This is a genomic window from Micromonospora sp. PTRAS2, assembly GCF_054052245.1.
In genome coordinates this window covers 93,863-112,070 of record NZ_JBSWBU010000013.1, presented here as the reverse complement: position 1 = coordinate 112,070, position 18,208 = coordinate 93,863, and the positions used below count along the sequence as shown (strand labels likewise).

5 protein-coding genes are annotated in these 18,208 nt (G+C 66.6%); 1 reads left to right on the top strand and 4 read right to left on the bottom strand.

The window, feature by feature from the left end; translation table 11 throughout:
* Positions 1 to 24 precede the first annotated feature (24 nt).
* The 3 genes from ACVMYR_RS28395 to ACVMYR_RS28385 form a co-directional block, all read right to left on the bottom strand.
* Positions 25 to 6,117, bottom strand: a complete 6,093-nt coding sequence (locus ACVMYR_RS28395) for an RHS repeat-associated core domain-containing protein (protein ID WP_457123238.1) — start codon at positions 6,115 to 6,117, stop codon at positions 25 to 27.
* A gap of 376 nt (positions 6,118 to 6,493) precedes the next feature.
* The gene (locus ACVMYR_RS28390; RefSeq protein WP_457123237.1) at positions 6,494 to 10,117 is read right to left on the bottom strand and encodes a LamG-like jellyroll fold domain-containing protein; all 3,624 of its coding nucleotides are present in this window, start codon (positions 10,115 to 10,117) and stop codon (positions 6,494 to 6,496) included.
* Complete coding sequence (locus ACVMYR_RS28385; RefSeq protein WP_457123257.1) at positions 10,117 to 13,254, bottom strand: hypothetical protein; 3,138 nt, start codon at positions 13,252 to 13,254, stop codon at positions 10,117 to 10,119. The genes ACVMYR_RS28390 and ACVMYR_RS28385 overlap by 1 nt, the downstream gene beginning before the upstream one ends.
* Before the next feature lie 392 nt (positions 13,255 to 13,646).
* Here ACVMYR_RS28385 and ACVMYR_RS28380 point away from each other — a divergent pair, with 392 nt between their 5' ends.
* Positions 13,647 to 15,116 carry a hypothetical protein gene (locus tag ACVMYR_RS28380; RefSeq protein WP_457123236.1) on the top strand — a complete coding sequence of 490 codons (1,470 nt, stop codon included), beginning with the start codon at positions 13,647 to 13,649 and terminating at the stop codon, positions 15,114 to 15,116.
* 833 nt (positions 15,117 to 15,949) lie between these two features.
* Here the strand turns inward: ACVMYR_RS28380 and ACVMYR_RS28375 are convergent.
* Positions 15,950 to 17,236, bottom strand: a complete 1,287-nt coding sequence (locus ACVMYR_RS28375; protein WP_457123235.1) for a hypothetical protein — start codon at positions 17,234 to 17,236, stop codon at positions 15,950 to 15,952.
* Between the last annotated feature and the right edge of the window lie 972 nt (positions 17,237 to 18,208).

Genomic DNA, 18,208 nt, shown 5'->3' with positions numbered 1-18,208 from the left:
CGGCGACCCCTCTCCCAGGGAACCTTACGACGCGGCGAAAGAGACAGCGCCACCGACGGTGACGCCCGCCGTCCAGCCTGCCGCCGCAGGCCCGGCCACCACCACGCCGTATACGGCAGCCGGAACTGCCACTGCCGCGGCGACTGGAATCAGGACATAACCGTAACTGGTGACGCATTCGGCGGTGCCGCTGCATCCCTTCAGAGGGGAGCCGTAGGGCATGTCGGGCCCCCATGGCGTGGGGTAGGGGGTGGGCGCAGGCCCGGTGGTCGGCCGTGCCCCAGTGTCCGGTGCCCCGTATGGCTGCGGCTGCGGACCTGGCAGGGGAGCTGGCACGGGATGCCGAATCGGAATGGGTTCGGTGACCGGAGGTGAAACAGGTTTGTTGTAGCCCTCCATGACGTCGTAGAGCACCGCCCCGGACCTGGTGCCGTTGTACACGCGCAGCGCCTCGTTGGGGTGTGGGCTCGGGACGACCACGCCAGCTGGGGGGATGGCAAGGGCGAAACCGGCTCGCACCTTGTACCCTGTGTACGCCTTCTCAACGTATGGGCGGTACTTGTTGATGTCCTTGACAGCATCCTCGGTTCCGAGGGTGCCCTTCTTTACCTCCCAGACATAAACGATTCCGGCTTTGTCGTCGACATAGATGATATCGATGTTGCCGTCGTTGTTTGATCCCTTCTCCTTCGATCCACCCTTGACTCTCAACTCCGTCTGCACCTTGGTCGGATCCCCGCCCATAAGGGCAACCTGGACCCGGATGACGGCTGCAGCCCAATCACGTGCAGCGTTGTGTCGTCGGGTATGGTCCTGCGAGTGACGCCGCCAGTAGTCGTCGCGCAATATTTTCTTGAGGTTCTTGGCGATCTGGCCAAGCTTCGGCCATAGGCCGGTGGGGTCGCTGAGCGTGACGGGCGAGTTGTTGGCATAGGCGAAGGGATTCCACTGTTGGGGATCCGTGAGATCCTGGATCGGGTCGACGGAGATAAAGCGTCCGATAAGCGGATCATATTCGCGCGCTCCTAGATGGGTCAGGCCGGACATAGGGTCCTGCGGCCCGCCGAGGAAGCCCCGCTGGGACGGCCATGAGGTCGGGTTGTTTCCCCTGGGCCCGCCGTACGGAGTCGACCGTCGCCACGTGATTGCGCCGGTCGCCGCCGCCACGGACGCGACCGCGGTGCCGTGGTGGTCGGTGATCTGGAAGTGGATGCCGTTGAGCCCGCGAACCGCTACCGACGCTCCGTTGAAGCTGTAGAAGCGGGTGCCCGACACCTGCCTGGTCGTGTGATCGAGCCTGAGTTCCAAACCGGGTAAATAGACGGTGGTGGCGGCCGACTCCTTCCGTACCAGCCGGTTGCCGTTGCTGTCGTAAACGAAACTGGTGGTCTGACCGGCTGCGGTGACGGAGGCGAGGTGGCCCTCCGGATCCCAGGCGAGGGTCTCGCTGGCCGTGTTCGGTTCGCACCCGTTGCTCGCCGTCGTGTCCGGCCGGCAGATGGTGTTGCCGGCCTCGTCATACCTGTAGTTGAAGTGCTTGGTCCCCGCAGGGCCGCTCTCCTGCACCCCTTTGACAGCGTGCGGCTGGAACGTGCCGGCCTCGTTGTAGCTGTAGGCGCGGGTGACGGCGCCACCACCGTTCACGTCGTGGATCGTCTCAGTCTGCCGGTTGCCGACCTCATCGAAGGTCCATGACTGGTGGTAGGGCGCCGGTCCACCGTTGTTCGGACCGGTCGAGCATGGATCGACAGCGGTCGAGTCTGTCGTCCAGGCTTCGTCGAGACGACGCAGGTGGTCGTACGAGAAGCACTGGATATCCCGGAGTCCGCCCGCCGGCGTGTCGGCGATCGAGAGGATGTTGCCGGCGGGGTCGTAGGAGTAGGTGGCATCCCGGTCTGTCGGGGTGACGTCTTGGCGCTTCACCGTGTGGTTGGCGAGCCGGCTAGTGCCACGCTCGTGGTTCCAGGTTTGCCAGGTCTTCTTGCCAGCTCCGGCGAAGAGTTCCATGGCCATGAGTTCGCCCGTGCGGGCATAGCTGGTGGACGTCACGTAACTGCTGGCGCCTGTGAGCGCGGTGGGACGAAGCAGGTCGTCGTAGGAGGTGACCACGGCCTCCGCCGGCAGCCCGCCCGCTTGGGGCAGGCCGATGCTCTGCACGGAGTCGTCGAGGTTGTAGACCGTCGTGAACTGGTAGCTTCTCGCGAGTTCGGCGCCCGCGTCGGACGGGATGCTGTACGTGGTCGTGCCGGGCCGGTACAACTGGTCCAGGTCGGTGTAGGAGATGCCGTAGGCCTTGCCGTTGACATACCGGGCGGTCCAGTGAAGTTGCCCCTTGGCCAGACCGTCGTACGACCACTCGGACAGCTTCACGTCACCGGCCGGAAGTACCTGCCACGTCTGCGTCTTGCGTCCGATCTTGTCGTAGACGTTGCGGAGAGTCACGTTGCGACCGTCCGTCGAGGTCGTCACCTGCCCCAGGTCGTCGAACGTGTACGTGGTGGTCCCGGCGTCGGGATCCTTCGCACTGATCTTGCGGCCTCGCAGGTCGTACGTGTACTCCCAGACGTTGCCTGCGACGTCCGTGATCTTCGAGAGGAGCCCCGAGGGGGTATAGCCGAAGCGGGTGACGTCCGCAGCACCCGATGGCGAGTCTCCGTGATATTGATGGAGTTCGGTGCGATTGCCGCGCGCGTCACTGACCTCGGTGACGACTTCACCGCCGGTGGGCGGATCGACGTGGACGCGGTCACCGCCGTAACGGGTGGTCGTGCGCCACTTCTCGTCGCCCGCGACGGAGGTGATCTCGGCGGTAACCCGGCCGGCGCCGTCATAGAGGTAGGAGGTCTGACCGTTGGTCGAGCCCTCCGGCACTACGATCGGCTGCTCACCCGGCTGACCCAGCACGTGGTATGCCGAGTTGACCTTCGCCGTCTGGCCTGTGCCCGTGTGGAAAGTGTCGGTGATGAGCCAGCCGTTGTCCGGCCCCTGCGTCTGCGTCTGCCGGGGCCGGGTCAGGCTGTCATACAACTCATAGCTGGGGCGATACGTCCCGTCATTCTTGATTTTCTCGGTCTTGACGACGAGCGTCATGTCGGTCCGGACGGTGTACGTGTACCGCACGTTCGGAGTCTGAGCCGTTGTCCGGTTGGGCAGCCACACCTCGGTGAGGCGTCCCAATGCGTCGTACCGGCGCTCTGTGCGCTTGTTGTTGGGGTCGACCGTTGTCGTGGGTAGGCCGAAAGCCGGGTCGATGGTCGCTGTCGTCTCGAAGGTCATCGCGTCCACCGTGGTGGTCTGAGTATTCAGGCCGGCCGTGTCGACGTACGACGTTGTGGTCGTGTGCCCCAGGGCGTTCTTGTCGGTCAGCGTCCGGCCGTACCCGTCGACGGTCGTCTCCGAGGTGGTCAGGTAGCTGACCACCCCGTTGGTGTCCACGCTCTTGGCTTGCTCGACCGTCGTCGGCACTCCCTTGTTCGGAGGCGTGCCGTAGGGCTGGGAGTCGTACGACGTCCTGGTGTCCGCCACGAGATGCTTGGTTCTGTCAGGCGTCGTGCTGCAGTCGACCGAGACCGACTCGCTCCGCAGGACGTAGGTGTACATGTGTTTCGCGGGGTTGTCGATGTACCACGTCCGGGCGCAGCGGTCATCACCTTCCATTCCCGGCGCCGTGTCACCCCGGTCGTTTACCTGGGTGAGTCGCCCCCAGGTGGAGTCGTACGTGGAGATCGTTTCCGTTTTCCTCCAACGCGCGTTGCCCTGGGGATCGGGTTCGAGCGCGATGAGGTTGCGGGCCTTGGCCGTCCGGACGAAATACGACCGACGGGTGCCCCAGTCCTCGGTCTGGGTGTGCGTGTAGTGCAGCCAGGGCTCACTAATCGTCTTGGTCACGATCTCGGCGCCGGCCCAAGTGATGGTCTCCAGTCCCTGCCCCGCCCACTCGTCTTGGTCGGGGTAGGACACGCCCGTCGAGTCGGTCAGGCTGGATTCCCTGGTGCCGCCATCGGGCAGGGGACCGCCGTCCAGACCTCGGAAGAAGAAGTGCTCGGCCTTCGTCGGCATCGACTGGCCATCCCCGGTGCTGACCGTCACTTTTCGGTAGCCACGCCAGTCCGACCAGGTGAGGTCCGCCGACTTGGTGATTCCGTCCGGTTTGGCCTTGCGCCAGCCCGCCTCACCGTCGTAGGCGTACCGGGTCACCATGTCTGGATTGCCGCCTGTGCGGTCGGTGACGATGGTCTCCGCCACCACGTACTTGTGGAACCAGTCCGTGATGTCCTTGTCCTGCTCCAGAGGACTCCACCGCACAGGGAAGCAGCGCTTCTGCGACTCGCCGGGCTTGGGCAGGCTACCGGCGAAGCAGTCGACGGGCGCATAGTTGACGTCCACCTGACCGCCGGTCTCGGTGTAGATCGTTTTGAGTCGGTACCGGTTGAGCTCCGAGATCATGTCGTCGGCGACATCGATCCGGTTGGGCATCTGAATGCCCACGAACTCGACCGGCGGCATGGCGGTCTCGATGCCGCGCAGCCCGGTCTGCTTGACCTTGCTAAGCCAGAGGGTCCGGGAGGCGTCTCCGTTGTTGGTGAAGTCGTGGGTCAGCGACCACCTCTCCACCGGCGCCCACGTTCCCCCTGATCGGATCTGGGTCGTGATGGTCGTCAGGCGTTTGCGCGTCCAGAAGCTCGGCGACGCCTGGTCGATCGTGCAGTGCGTCGAGCTCGCGCAGTTGAGGTCGTACGGCACGTCCGGCCAGGACGACGCGGTGCTCTTGGTCAGGTCCTCGGGGCGGCAGGCAAAGGTCTCGGTCGGTAGACAGCGTTCCGCGACGTCGAACACGACGCGGGCCGGCGCTTCGGTTGTATAGACGGCCCCGTCGCGCTCGCCGTAATCGACACGCTTGAGGTATCCGGCGCGGTGGTAGGCGGTGCCGTCAGTGTCTGTCTTGCCGCCTCGGGCATAGTGGTTCGTCTCCCGCTCGTAGAAGTACGACACCACGTTGCCTCGTGGATCCTTGACGTAGTCGAGGTTCCAGCGCCACGCCTGGTCACAGTACGAGTCCGCGAACCCGCTGCTCTTGTGGCAGGGCTCGGTCGCGTCGTCACCAAAGACCGGCAAGGACCAGGTCGACCTGGTCTCCTCCTGGCCGGACGCTCCAGTCCACCCCGGTAGCCGGTTCAGACCGAAGTAGTACTCCGTGCCGTCGGCCGTCGTCAGCTTCCAGTGCTCGCCGTCTGCGTCGCCGTTCGTGGCCCCGGTGAGGCGCTGGATCTTGCTGCCGTCATCCTGCGTGAGCTTCCACGTTCCGTCGTCGACCTTGACGAGTTCCCCGGACTGCTCCCCGTTCAGCACGATCGTGGCGTTGTCACGGGCCCAGCAGACGTCGCCCACGTTGCTGTGCCCGTCGTCCTTGCAGGGCTTGTACCGGCGCTCGATGTAGCCCGGCTCGTAGGAGAACCCTTCGCCGATCCAGGAGCCCTGGTTGTTGGTCGAAGTCGTCCGGCCGTCAACGCTCTGCGAGGAGTATGCAATCGCAGTCTCCGGTACCAGACCTCCCGGAACCGGCGGTAGCCGAAGCGGATAGGACCACGAGAATCCGCCTGAGCTCAGGTTGACGTCCCAGGAAGCGGAAGGAGCGAGTTTCGTGGATCCGTAGTCGCCCTGAGTCGACGAATCACCTGCGGTAAGCGCCAGCAACATGCCGGCATCTGGTGCCTCGAGTCGTGCGGTGACCGTCCCGGCGTCCGTGTCATTCACGGAAGAGATCGGTACGCGGGTCCTGCACTGAGGCAACGAGGGGCTCGTCAGCGCGCAGTCGGGAAGACGGACAAGACGCAGGCGGGCGGCCCAGTCACCACCGTACAGTCCCGCCAACCCCCCGTAGTCGATGCTTACGTCCGCCTTGCCTATACCGACCTTGAAGGGGGCCAGCCGTATCAGTGGCCCCGTGGCACCGAGCGAATTCGAGACCGTGCGGTCGTAAACCTGCACCCTGACCGGCTGTGGAGTACGGGCCAGGGTTCGGGTCGCCGCTGCTTCGACGGCTCGCAGGGCGATGGGCAGCCCACCGACCTTTGTCAATGCCTGCGTCGATGCGCCACCCTGGCCGCTGATGTACACATCCGCTGTTCCGCCCGCAGGCCAGGACGGCTCCGCTGGCGGCTTCCGGGCTGCTTCCCAGGTGGGGTCGCTGGGACGGGGCTTGACGGTCCCTGCCTTACCCGTGACCAGTTTGCCGAGGCTGGGCTGGGGTGGGGGCCCTGGCTTCGCAGACTCGGCTGCAGCCGGGGGAACATGTGTAAAGCAGGCGACAAGAACGAGAGGGAGCGCTACGGCCACTCCTCGGTTGAGCAGGCTGGAAGGAAGCCGCGATGTCCGCTGCGGCCGGTACCTGGACATGCGTTAGCACCACCGTCATCTGAGAGGCGATTGAAGGACACGCCGGCAGCATCGGCCGGCGCTGCCGTTCATTGGCACCGGCCGGCTGCCGAAGGGACTAGAGTTCTGGCTGCTCGATCGTGTTGTTCAGCATCTGGATGGTGGACTGATCAAGGACGCCCTCGTATATGCGCACCTCGTCGATTACTCCGGCGAAGTTGCCGACCCAGGCGTCGTTCTGCTTCGCACGTCCGATCTGCAGACCGCCGTCCGCCTGCCAGGTGGTGTAGTGCGGTGCCCTGCCGGTAACGGCCAACTGACCGTCGACGTAGAGCCGCACCTCGTTCAGGAAGTCGTTGTAGGTCAGGGTGAGGTTCTCGCCGTCGGATCCGCCCTGGTCGACCGTGGCGAGTCGCTGGTCGTCGAAGACCAGCGTCTGCGCGGGAGTGCCGGCCGCATCGGCCTCCGACAGGACCAGTTCCCAGCGTGGGATGGCGCCGACGAGACGGCACCGCACGATGTATGGGCTGGTGTGCGAGCCAGCCTGTGACAGCACGACCATGTCGCGATTGCAGTCCGAGGCCAACTTGACACGTGCCGTCACCGAGTAGCTGCCCGTGGTCGTCACACCAGTCGGTACATCGGCGTGGTCATCGACCCCGTCAAGCTGCATGTGGCCGGCACCGACCAGTGCGGTCTCCAACGGCGGCGGGAAGGCGTCCGGGTCGTAGGTGAACAAGGATGCGCCATTGCGCAGGGTCATGTTCCGGGTTGCTTCGCCGCTGTGCTCGGGGCTGACGGCGTCCGAAGTCTCCGGAAGCCCGTCGACGTCCGTGGCGGTGTCGAAGGCCCAGTAGGAGAGGCGGCTGGGCTTCAGTGTGGCGAGTTGGACCACCTCGGTGGGCGTGACGAGTCGGTTGAAGACGGCGAGGTCGGCCACGCTCCCCTGGAAGTAGTCGGTGTGCCCAGACTTCGCGAGCCGCCGCCCGATCTGGATAGCGCCACGAGATTCCCAGGCGGAGCGACGCGCAGAGCTGACGGGTACCCCTCCGTTGGCGTACAGGGACAGGCTCTTCCTGAAGCTGTCGTACACCGCCACCAGGTGGACCCACTCGCCGACTTCCACCGTGGGTCCGGTTACCCGCCAGGTTCCCAGTGAGGTGACGTCCATGGCGGGCACCTCGAAGACCCACGCTTTTGAGCCGGCGTCATAGCCCAGGACGAAGCCCGGCTCACCGGAGCCGTCCTGGGAGACGACAGTGGCATCACGGATGTCGCTCTCGAGTTTCGTCCACACGCTGACGGCGAAGCTGCCGCCCGTGTCCACCAGCCCGGCCGTGCTGGTCGCCAGGTAGCTTGTCGTTCCGTCGAGGTGGACGGACCGGTCGGCAGCACCGCCCGGTCCGGGCTGGGCGAAACTGACGCCGAATGCCAGTGCGTCGTTCGTTCCGCGGCCGTCAGCAGCCGCTGGGGACCCGGCTTCGTCGGCGAGATCCCAGCCTCCCACGGCCGGGGCACCGGCGGCGATCTGGAGAGTGCACGCGGTGGTGTCACTCGTCTTTCCCGCCTGGTCCACGGCACGCACCTGAATGGTGTGTACGCCTTCGGTTTCCGGGAGCCACGTGACGGATACCGGTCCCCCGAGGCTGGTGGGAGTCAGCGTGTTCGCCGCCGAGGGGCTCGTGTCGAACCCGTACTCGTACTTCGCAACGTCGGTGGCGGCGGAGTCGAAGGTGAACGTACCGTAGCGCCCGACACCGTCGTGCCAGTTCGGGTCGTCGGGGCACGTAGGGGTGAACTCCGTCGCGTCGAGCGGCAGGTACTCGGGCGAGTCGACGTCCGGGCCGGCCGGCTTCTCCCTGTCGAGGATGAACTCGCATTTGATGGCACCATCGGAACTCCATGGTCCCCAACTCGTCCCGTCGTACGCCTGTACGTCCCAGGAGGCGACGAGGTTCTGCGGCAGCGTAGGCGTACCCGTGGAGGCGTCGCCTGTGTTGTACGAGAAAACGGAGCCCGAGTTTTTCTGCCCTGAGGTCCAGGTTTTCGTCTGCAGTGTTCCGTTTTCCGTCCAGGTGAGGCGGAACTTTGCCTGCAGCGGCTCCGCGTCTCCCGTGTCCGGGTCGGTCAGCGTGGCGTAGAGCACGGGCAGGCTCGACACGTATGGCCGGGAGGTTCCGGAGACGCACGCGCCGCCCGGGTTCATGGACAGCGCCGAGACCGACGGCTTGTTGGGCGCGCGGTTGTACGTCACCGACAGAGCCGCGTTGTTACAGAACCGCTTGACGTAGTAGATGCTCGACTCGCTGTCGGCCCGGATACCGAAGGTGGTCGTCGACCAGTTGTTCACGGCGGCGTCGACCACACCCGCCTTCGCGTCGAACTCCACGTTCTGGTTGGTCGCCGTGCACGAGCTCTTCGTGCCGGTCGGGGCGATGGTGTCCAGCAACTTTGTCCAGGCAGGCTGGTTACTCCAGTTCGTTGACGAGCTGATGCCTGCGCCCATCCGGTAGAGCGAGACGTTGCGGGCGCTGCCGTCGTAGGTGTGGACCATCGTCAACTTGAGCTTGGCGCTGATGATCGAGATGCGGTTGTCCTGGTACGGCGTTGGCAGCGCGTACAGCAGCCGTTTGACCTTTGAGTTGGCACCGCAGTTGCTGGGGCACAGACCGATCCGCTCGTCCGGCTCGCCGTCGAACTTCCAGTACTCCTCCGACGGGTAGCCGGAGTCGACCATCGCCCAGCCGCTGTTGGTGGTGCCGTTGACAAAGGGATCGATGTAGACCGGGTAGTTCGTCTCACGGTCGGCTAGCATCGCCGCATTCGGAGTGAGCCGGAGCTTGCCATCGCTCAGTCGGAGGCCGATTTCCGCACGGCGTGCGGACTCGTGGGCCACCCGGGCGGGGTCGGTGCCAGCCAGGGACCGCGCGGTGTCAGAAAGTGTTCCCGAGTCCCACATCACCGGGGTCGGTGCTTCGAACACGGTTCCGCCGGTCGCCGGATCGACAGCCTTGAGCCGTCCCTCGCCGTCGTCACGTAGGGTCAGGTTGCGGGTCTCGAATCCGAAGGCGAGGTCGCGCAGCTGCGGATTCTTCGCGGCCTGCCGGTCCTTCACCACCAGTAGCTGGGAGAACCCGGTGACCGACGCGCGTACCACGAGGTCCACTCCCGGCAACACGTTGGTGTAGGTACCCGAGTTACCGCTCAGGCGCGGAGCTGGTAGCGGTTCCGGCCAGGTGAGGCTCATCCGCCGGCCGGCGCGCTCGACGGTGGCGAATGGTCCCGCTCCGCCTCCGCTGAAGCTGATTCCGATCGCGGCGGCTCGGGGGCCGACGGTGCCGTCGCTGCGGCTGATCAGCGTCGAGTCGACCGGGATCCACTTCCCCTGCTGCGCGACTCGCACCGGCTGTTGGTGGGTGACCTGGGTGAACGTCCCGTCGGGGTTGGCGAAGGTCTCCTTCGCCTCGCCTCGCATGGCGCCGACCTCAACGCGTTGGCCGGTCGCCTTGGCTGCGGCCACCGCCTCGCCCTCGGTCTGGCGGATGGTTCCCTCGCTGGCAGCGGGCTGCATCGCTGACAGTGCCGCAAGGGGCGCTTCCGGCGCGGCTGTCGTCGCGTACGTTGCCAGTAGCCCGGCCAGCGATGCCGTCATTCCGACCCGCCGCATCCAGCCTCGACTACGTGTACGGCCTTCCACCGTCTGGCCCTTTCCCGTGCTTTTCTGCGACTTCATCTGGAGCATCACCCGATCACCGCACCGAAAGCGGTCTCGTCTGCCGGCATACCGCCATGGCCTGGCTTCCAGACCGCGGTCGGCACAGCGGAACCGGCCGCGAGACTCGCCCAGGTGAATCCGTAGACGGCGGGGTCGCCGTACGGGGTGCCGACGTAAAGCTGCTGCGACGTCGCACCGAGCGATGTGCCGATCAGCTCCTGCATGGTCGGCGTGCCGGGCAGGCTCGCCGCGCCGCGCTCGATCGTCACCGGGGTGCCGATCGGGGTGGCCAGCGCCGGGAAGACGCGGACCCGACCGGAGTCGCGGGCGCCCGTGCCAGCGTCCTCGCCTGGCACTCCGATCGCGAGGAACATCGTGGCCGTGGTTCCCTCGCTGGCGGGCGTGGTGTTCACCAGGACCACCTTCTCGCCGAGGTAGTCCCCGTCCTCGGAGGCGAAGGTTATGGCCGGCATTTCGCTGAACGTGTTGGTGGACTTCACGTGGAACCGCTGCACCATCCCGGCGTCAGGGGCCGGAGTGCTGGATTCCGCAATGGTGATGTCCTCGCCCGGCACACCGACGGCCAACAACGAGTCTGCCTGGCCGGCAGGTGCGCCGACCGCACGGTACGGCACGATCGAGATCGACTTCCCGAAGGTATCGTTGGCCCCCGCGACATTGGAAACGCCCGTCGTGTCCTGGTTCAGTTCGGCTGCGAGGGTAGGCAGGTTGTTGGTCAACGTGTGGCTGAGGACGTTGACTGCGCCAGCGAATACTTCGCTGCCGATCGCCTCACCCGGCGAGCTGACCGCCCAGTGGTGCGTCGACGCGGCGACCGCGTAGCCGGTGCGGTCGTCAGTCTCTGCCGCGCCGGGAAGTCCGCCGCCGCCCTGGCTCACCGCGATGTTGAGGGTGCCACGCAGGTAATGGACGATGCCGGTGTCGATCCCCGTGCCGATGTCCTCTCCGGGCGCGCCGATAACCAGGTACGCCTGACCCGCGCCGGTCCGGCTCCCGGCAACCGAGTAACCGAACCAGTCTCCTGCCTCGGCATCGTCCGGCACGTTGGTGACGTCCTGGTGGTAGACGAGCGAGGCCGGCCCCTGCGCCAGACCTGCCGGTGAACCGAGCAGCACATGCACCGCACCGGCGTCCGCCTGCCCGGCGACGTCCTGGTACGGAATGCCGACAGCAAGGTCGGTGCAGCCGTCGTTGTTGGCGTCATAGGCGGAAATCGAGGTACCAAAGCCGTCGCCGGCGCCCGGGGCGCCTCCCACCTGGTCGATACCCTCGTGCAGGGTCTTCACCGTGCCGATGCCCCCATAGCTGAGCCGGAGAAGGCCGGCCTTCTCCTGACCGTTGACAGTGGCCTCGGGGTCGGCAATCGCAACGTCGGTGACGCCGTCACCATTGAAGTCGCTCTCGACGCCGCTGGTACAGCCCTCGACGGGAGGCACGGTGACGTACACGGTCATCTCGCAGAAAGACGTCCAGACATCGCTTCCGGTAACCCCGTCGGAGGCCTTGACCCGCCACTTGTAGCTGCCCCCCTCGACGAAGGCGCCAACCGGAACGGTGGCCGTGGCGGTGGCCCCTGAGGCGACGCCGGTAAAGGCGGTCGAGCCGACGGCAGCGGACCCGTTGAGGGCCCACCATTCGAAGGTGACCGTCATGGCGGTTCCGTCGGCATCGGACACAGTGGCTTTGAGCTGCGGGGTGAGGGTGTTGACCAGTGGTCGCCCGGAGCCCGTCGCGCAGGTGGTGGCCGGGATGGTGGTTCGGGAGGTGACGGTCGGCCAGGAGTTGTAGGTGACTGTCGCCTTCGGGTCCTCGGCGGCGTTGGCGCCCTCCCGGGACCGGAACTGTTTGAAGCCCGCGGTGACGGTCTCGTTGGTGGCCCGGACACCCATCCCGGCCCGGGTCCTGTTGGCGGTGGCGGCACGCTGGAAGAAGGTCTTGCCGTCGATGGTGGCCCAGCCATCGCTGCAGGCCGTCCCGCCGAGGGTGGCAGTCGATGTCGCGTCCGGGCCGACCTCGTCCCACGCGGGCTGGTTGGTGAACGTGGTGGTATAGGTCGACGTACCCGTGGTCCAGATCTCCCACGAGGTCGCGGTGCACGTGTGCGACCAAAAGTTGAAGAAGGACACGGTGGCGGAGTTGATCTGCTTGCCCGCCAGGACCGTCGTATCCCAGGTGAGGAATGACCGGGTGAGGGTGGCCGGTGACGTCGCCAGCAGGCCGATCTGAAGGTCCGGCTGCTGGTTCTGGTCGGTGGTCACCGTCTCCCGCACGTACGTGTCGAACGTCGTGCCGAGAGGGTTCACGGTCGGATCGATGGTGACCGGGTAGACGGTCGCCGGGTCGGTCAGCCAGGCACGGTCGGGGAGCAGTTTGACCTCGACGGCGGTCCCGCGCTTCGTCACCGCGGTGCTGACGGGCTTCCGTGCGGTGGGAGCACCGGTGATGCGGTCTTTCCTCGCGTCCCACATCAGGGGCGCGGGGATGTGTGCCGTCTGCTTACCGGTGTGGTCGGTGATCGCGATCGAGCCGTCCTTCCTGCGGCTACCCGACGTGACACCAGGGCCGGTGAACGGGAAGGTGACCGACTCAGCCTGCGCCGCAGCAGCAGGGTTCTTCACCACCAGGAACTGCTCGAAGCCGGTCCGGGTGGCTTCGATGACTAGATCCACACCCGGGCGGGCATCAACGTAGATGGCTCGGTTGCCCTTGAGGACCGGGGCGGGCAGGGGGCCCGACCAATCCATGGCAATGCGCTGGGCACCGACACCGACAGCGGCCAACTCGTGCCTGCCCTCAGCCCGAGCACCGCTGATCCGCAGGTCATTCGGGTGGGCCACCGGGGCGACCGACCCGTCCGGGGCGACCGTGAGGGTCAGGTCGACCCGAACCCACTCGCCGTCCCGGCGAAACCGCTGCACGCCGGTCGCGATCTTCGCTCGAAACTGCCCATCTGGCAGGGCAAACACTTCCGTCGTCTCCGACGTGAGGCTCCGGACCTGGACCTCCCTGCCCGTGCTACGCGCCGCTCGCAGAGACACTGCCTCGTCCGAGTTGTTCTCGACGCCACCGGTAACACCATCTGGGCCAGCGGCCACATACACCGCAGGCTCGCCCGATATTCCAAAGAGTGCGACCGCCGTCATCACGGCAACGCCTGCCGCAAGACATGAACGAGCGGTGGCAGTCTTTCGACGTGCCACGAACCCTCCCCCGTGGATCTCCAGTTGTCAGGTGCAGAGGGACTGTAGAGAGCACCGAACGCTCTGCGCAAGAGCAATTACAAGGAGTTAGAGCGAGAAGCAAGAACTGGAACCTCGAGACCCCTCTGCTGACTGAGCGGAGTACTGGCCCGCCCGACAGCACGCGGCCGAGGCCGCACCGGCACCGGCACCGGTATTCGCCACCGCCTGAGTCCCCCGCTCTGGTGGAGCGGGGTCTACCGCGCTCCCCGGGAGGCCAACCGATCCGGGGCAGTGCCGCCTGCGATGGACATGCGAGACTGCTGAGAATCGACGGCTTCGGGAAAGGGCGGCCGGTGGCTGATGACGCGCCGACGCCAGTCCACCTGCCGACGGTACTGGACGGTCTTGCCGAGAACCCCGCGCTGCCCGCCAGCATGGCCCGCCGCCTGGTGCGCTACCGGCGCGGCTTCGGTCACGTCGCCATGCGCGCCGACCTCACCCTGGACGTGATCGAGGACATTCTCGCCTCGGGTCATCACTGGCTGTTGCACTCGCTCGCGCTCAACCCTCAGTTGCCGCACACTGTCCGGATGCGATTGGCCGCGCACGTCGATCCGGCCGTCCGGGCTGCCCTGGCCGCCCACGCCTCTGACGCACCCCGCGATCTGTACGAGCAACTCATAGACGATCCGGACACACGAGTGCGCAGTAACCTTGCCGAACGCGACGACGTACCGGCCGATCTCCTGGCCCGGCTCGCCAGCGACCCTGACCCGCAGGTCCGGGCCACACTCGCACGATGGTGGACGCAAGCACCCGGGGCGGTCCGACGAGTCCTACTCACCGACCCCGTCGACGAGGTACGCGCAGCCGCATGCGCGACCTACTACGCGCGGTTACCGCATCCGGTGCCGCCCTCCGACCTCGTGACGGGACTGCTCGCCGACCCGGTCACCCGCGCCGGAGCGGTACGCCACGCGATCCTGACCCCGCAACTGGCCGCACAACTGGCCGGCGACCCCGACCACCAGGTCCGCCGCCAACTCGCCGAACACCCACAACTCCCCCCACCAGTACGCGACCTACTCACCGACGATCCCAGCGCGAACGTACGCGTCGGCATCTTCGGCCGCCGGGACACACCCGAACCAGCACGCCACCGCATCTACCAGGACATCCAGCAAGGCGAGCGCCCACTGACCGACCTGCTCAACGACGACCTCGACGACGATGCCCTGCTGCAGCAATTCGAAGACCACATGGCCGTCGCCGAGCTGCGCCATCTGCGGCTCGACTGGGTCACCGCAGACCCACTGCCACACCTCTCCTCGCCATACATCTGCTTCCGCCGCTCCGCAGCACGCAGCCGGACGCTGCCCCCCGACGCGGTCACCCGGCTACTCAACGACAACGACAGCGGCGTACGCACGACCATGGCCACCCACGCCCCGCACCTGGTCGATCCCGCTACGGCCGAGCGCATCGACCGCGAATTCCAGCCAGACAAGAAGACGAACTGGCGTCCGGCCGACAACTTCACGTTCCCGCCGCAGACCCTGCGCCGGCTGGCCACCGACCCGGACCCACGGATGCGAAGCCTGGCACCCCGAGACCTGGACCTACCCGTCGAGCTGGCCGAACGTCTGGCCACCGACCCCGACAGCATGGTTCGCCACGCCGTCGCCAGGCACCCGAACCTCCCAGTCCACATACGCCGCGCCCTGCTCGCAGATCCAAACGAGCGGGTAGCGCACGCCACCGCCACAGCACCCACCCTGCCAACGGCCGAAATGGATTGGCTCCTCACCCTCGCAGGCATCTGACCGGACGCCCCAGCGCACCGAGACGACTTGAACCTGTCGGGCTGACCGGACCGTCCCCCGCAGCGCGGTCAGCGCGTTGGCGAACTCGTGGATCTGGCCGAGGGCGGAAGCGGCCCGCGACGCGACCAGACGGACGAGCGAGCCTGCGAACGCCGAGCCGGAGCGGTCGCCGCCCAGAGCGAGGCACCCGAGGCGGAGAACTTGTCCCCGTGCTGCGGCGAGAAGCCGCCCGGGCGTGCTGGGCAGCCGCTGGTTCCCGCGCGCATGCTCTGCCGGAACTCCCCGACCTACTACCGCAGGAACGAACCTCGACCGGGAAGCGACCCGGGCCTGACGCCCGGACCGCGCCGTCGCTCACGGCCGCTGTAGTCGAGAAGCAGCGGCACGTCGTAGACGGACGGGTCCGCCCGTGGGCGCAGATAGCGGACGGTGTGCCGCCTGCGGTGTAGTACGCGGTGTCGACGTCGATCTCCGCGACCACGATGGCCTCCACCTGGTGGTAGTGCAGCGGCTCGGGTCCGTCGCGTTGCCCTGACCAGATCGCCGGGAGCGGCTGCGGCCCCGGATGCGCGCTCGGCGCGCCTCTGCGTTCCGCAGGCCGGAGCCGGGACAGCAGCGCGGCGAGTTCCTGCCGCTGCGGTGCCCTCAGCGGGTGGGTGCGCCGGGTGCACTCTTGCGCTACTTCGCCGAGCGTGCGCTACCTGGCAGCACCACAAACGGGCTTGCAGCCGGCGCAAGCCGGGATGAGTGACACACCCTCTTGAGCATCCTAGGACGTGAACTCACACTCACGCATAGGGCTGACCTGCTCGCAGCCGCACATAACTTCCTCATTAGCGCGGGATGAGCATCAACACGGCTCCGTCGTCGGAGACAGCGGTGACGTCGTCGCTGGGCTCGCGCCTCGCGGCATCACCCTCCTGGGCTCGCCGCCCGGCTACCCGCCTCTGAGCCTCGATCACCCTGTCCGCGTCGCGGTCGGCAAGCGCTTCGTCCACCTCCGCGGCCAAGCCGAACACCACCTCAAGCTCTCCGCCCGGCAGGGTAATCAGATTGCGGACGCCCACGACATCCAGCCCGCCGCGGGTCCGGCGCTCGACCCTCTGTGGTCGCGCCTGCGCATCTCGATCCAGGTTGGCCCGAAACACTGGAGGTGCCCACCTCTGGAACGCATAGTCGTTGCCGGCGAAATCGGCGAGGCTGGCCCAAGAGGCCTGCGTCCCCGCCCGCACCAGGTTCTCCGCCGACAGCGGCACTTGCTCGTCGATGTCGACGTGAACGGTCCGCTCGAACGTCTCACGCTCGACGTGCACCTCCGCAAAGTCCTCGAACGGATCCGGCAGTTCCACCGCGCTTGTTGCCGGCTCGTGGCGCCGGCGGTGTCCGGGGTACAGCTCGAGCGCCCGACAACGCACCCTGTCGTCCGCGAGGACGGTACCGACGGCGAGCCCTGGAGGTTGGCGACTCGCGACAGCCACACCGCGCAACTGCACACAAGCCGATGCCATTTGATCCAGGCCATACCTCCAAGCCTTGGTGCCTTTACATTCGACCACCGCGTAGTGGAACCCGTCTTCGCTGCCCGGGCTCTCCGCGATCAGCAGATAGTCCGGGCGTCGGCCCCCGCGCTGCACGACGGATGAGGTGACACCATCGGTCCTGATGACGCCGCTGGACAACGCAACATCGATATCGATGACACCGGTAACCGTGGCACCAGGCCAACGCGCCGCCACCCATTCCTGCGCCCGGTGCACGGCGAAGCCGATGCCCAGTTCCTCCGAGGTGACCCTTCGCTGGCTCCCGACGATCCGCCGGCCTGCGGACGACAGGCACAGCTGTCCATCCGGGTCCGCATCGAACAGACCCAGGTACCGCAGCAGTGACCAGTGTCGGTGCGCCTCGTACAGATCCGTCTGATACTGCGGCTTCGTCGCCACCGCCAGCCGGAGCAGCACATCCAACGGCCGCACCGTCGCCTCACCATCGAGCGCGGGCACGTCCCGCACGCCCAGTTCATCAGTGGTGTACGCCTGCACGTCAGCGCAGAGCTGGGCATCGCTCACGCCGAAGTACGTCCAAGGCTGGGCAACGATGTCGAGCGCTCGCCGTAGATCCACCCTTGGAATTCTGCCCACCCCCGGCAACCGCCGGTGTCCCCCGCCCTTCCCGACGGCTCCGCGCGGGCCCTACCGCCGCCTCGACATCTCGTGATTGCGAAGATGGGTGCAGCGTTGGGGTTCGAGTCGCCTCAAAGGCCGAACGCCTCGAAACTGGCCTTGACCTGGAGTGTTGGGCTTGGGCTTCTGTCGGGATTGACACGAACCGATGCCCAACTTGGATTGGGCCTGGTCGGCGTCATCCCGCTCAGCTGAGCTCAGGCTACTGGACTGGAGCGGGGCTCGAGCCGGTCGGCCCGAGCCCCGCCTCGAAACCAGGAAGGTCTTCTCGACGGCGATCGCTGGCAGGTCGGTTGACCTCGCGGCTGTGTCGGGTCGCTCAGCCCATCGGGGTCGCCTGCGTGTCTGGTGTTGTGTGCCGGTGGAGTGCAGGGCTACAGCGAGTTGACGGTGCTGGTGAGCGCGTTCCGGCACCTACCGGTACGGCCAGCCAGGCGGCGGCGGGTCGTGAGGGTCCGTACCCGAGTACATGTGCTGCTTCCCCCGATTGAAGCAGTCCAAGCACACCTTCCGGCCCGAGGCGGCACGGTACCCGCCCTTGGTACGAATGACTTCCTCTCCCAAAGACGACATGGCGGCGCATTCCCTCGTCTTGTGGGTGACACCGCTGTAGGTGTAGGTTGCGGTTCCGGTCGGCCGAGGCGCGTCGGCGGGGCCGCATACAGGGCACAACGTCATGCCGATGATCTTAAAGACCATCCACTGCGTCGTCGTGGCCGAGATGCTCGACGACGTAGCCAAACAGGCCCTCACGGACCGCGTGCGTCCCACAACTAACGGTTGAGCAGCTATTGCATCCGGTCTGGGGTCGCGTCACCGGCAGCCTCCGCAAGCGTCAGCCATTCTTCGCCGCCAACGGCGGGGTCTGCCGCACCGCCGGGTAGCTGCGGGCTGCCGACACGGCTCCGCACA

Bases quoted from the DNA above. Each gene is read 5' to 3' on its own strand.
- ACVMYR_RS28390 (WP_457123237.1), bottom strand. From the start codon at position 10,117: ATGCTCCAGATGAAGTCGCAGAAAAGCACGGGAAAGGGCCAGACGGTG.
- ACVMYR_RS28385 (WP_457123257.1), bottom strand. From the start codon at position 13,254: ATGACGGCGGTCGCACTCTTTGGAATATCGGGCGAGCCTGCGGTGTAT.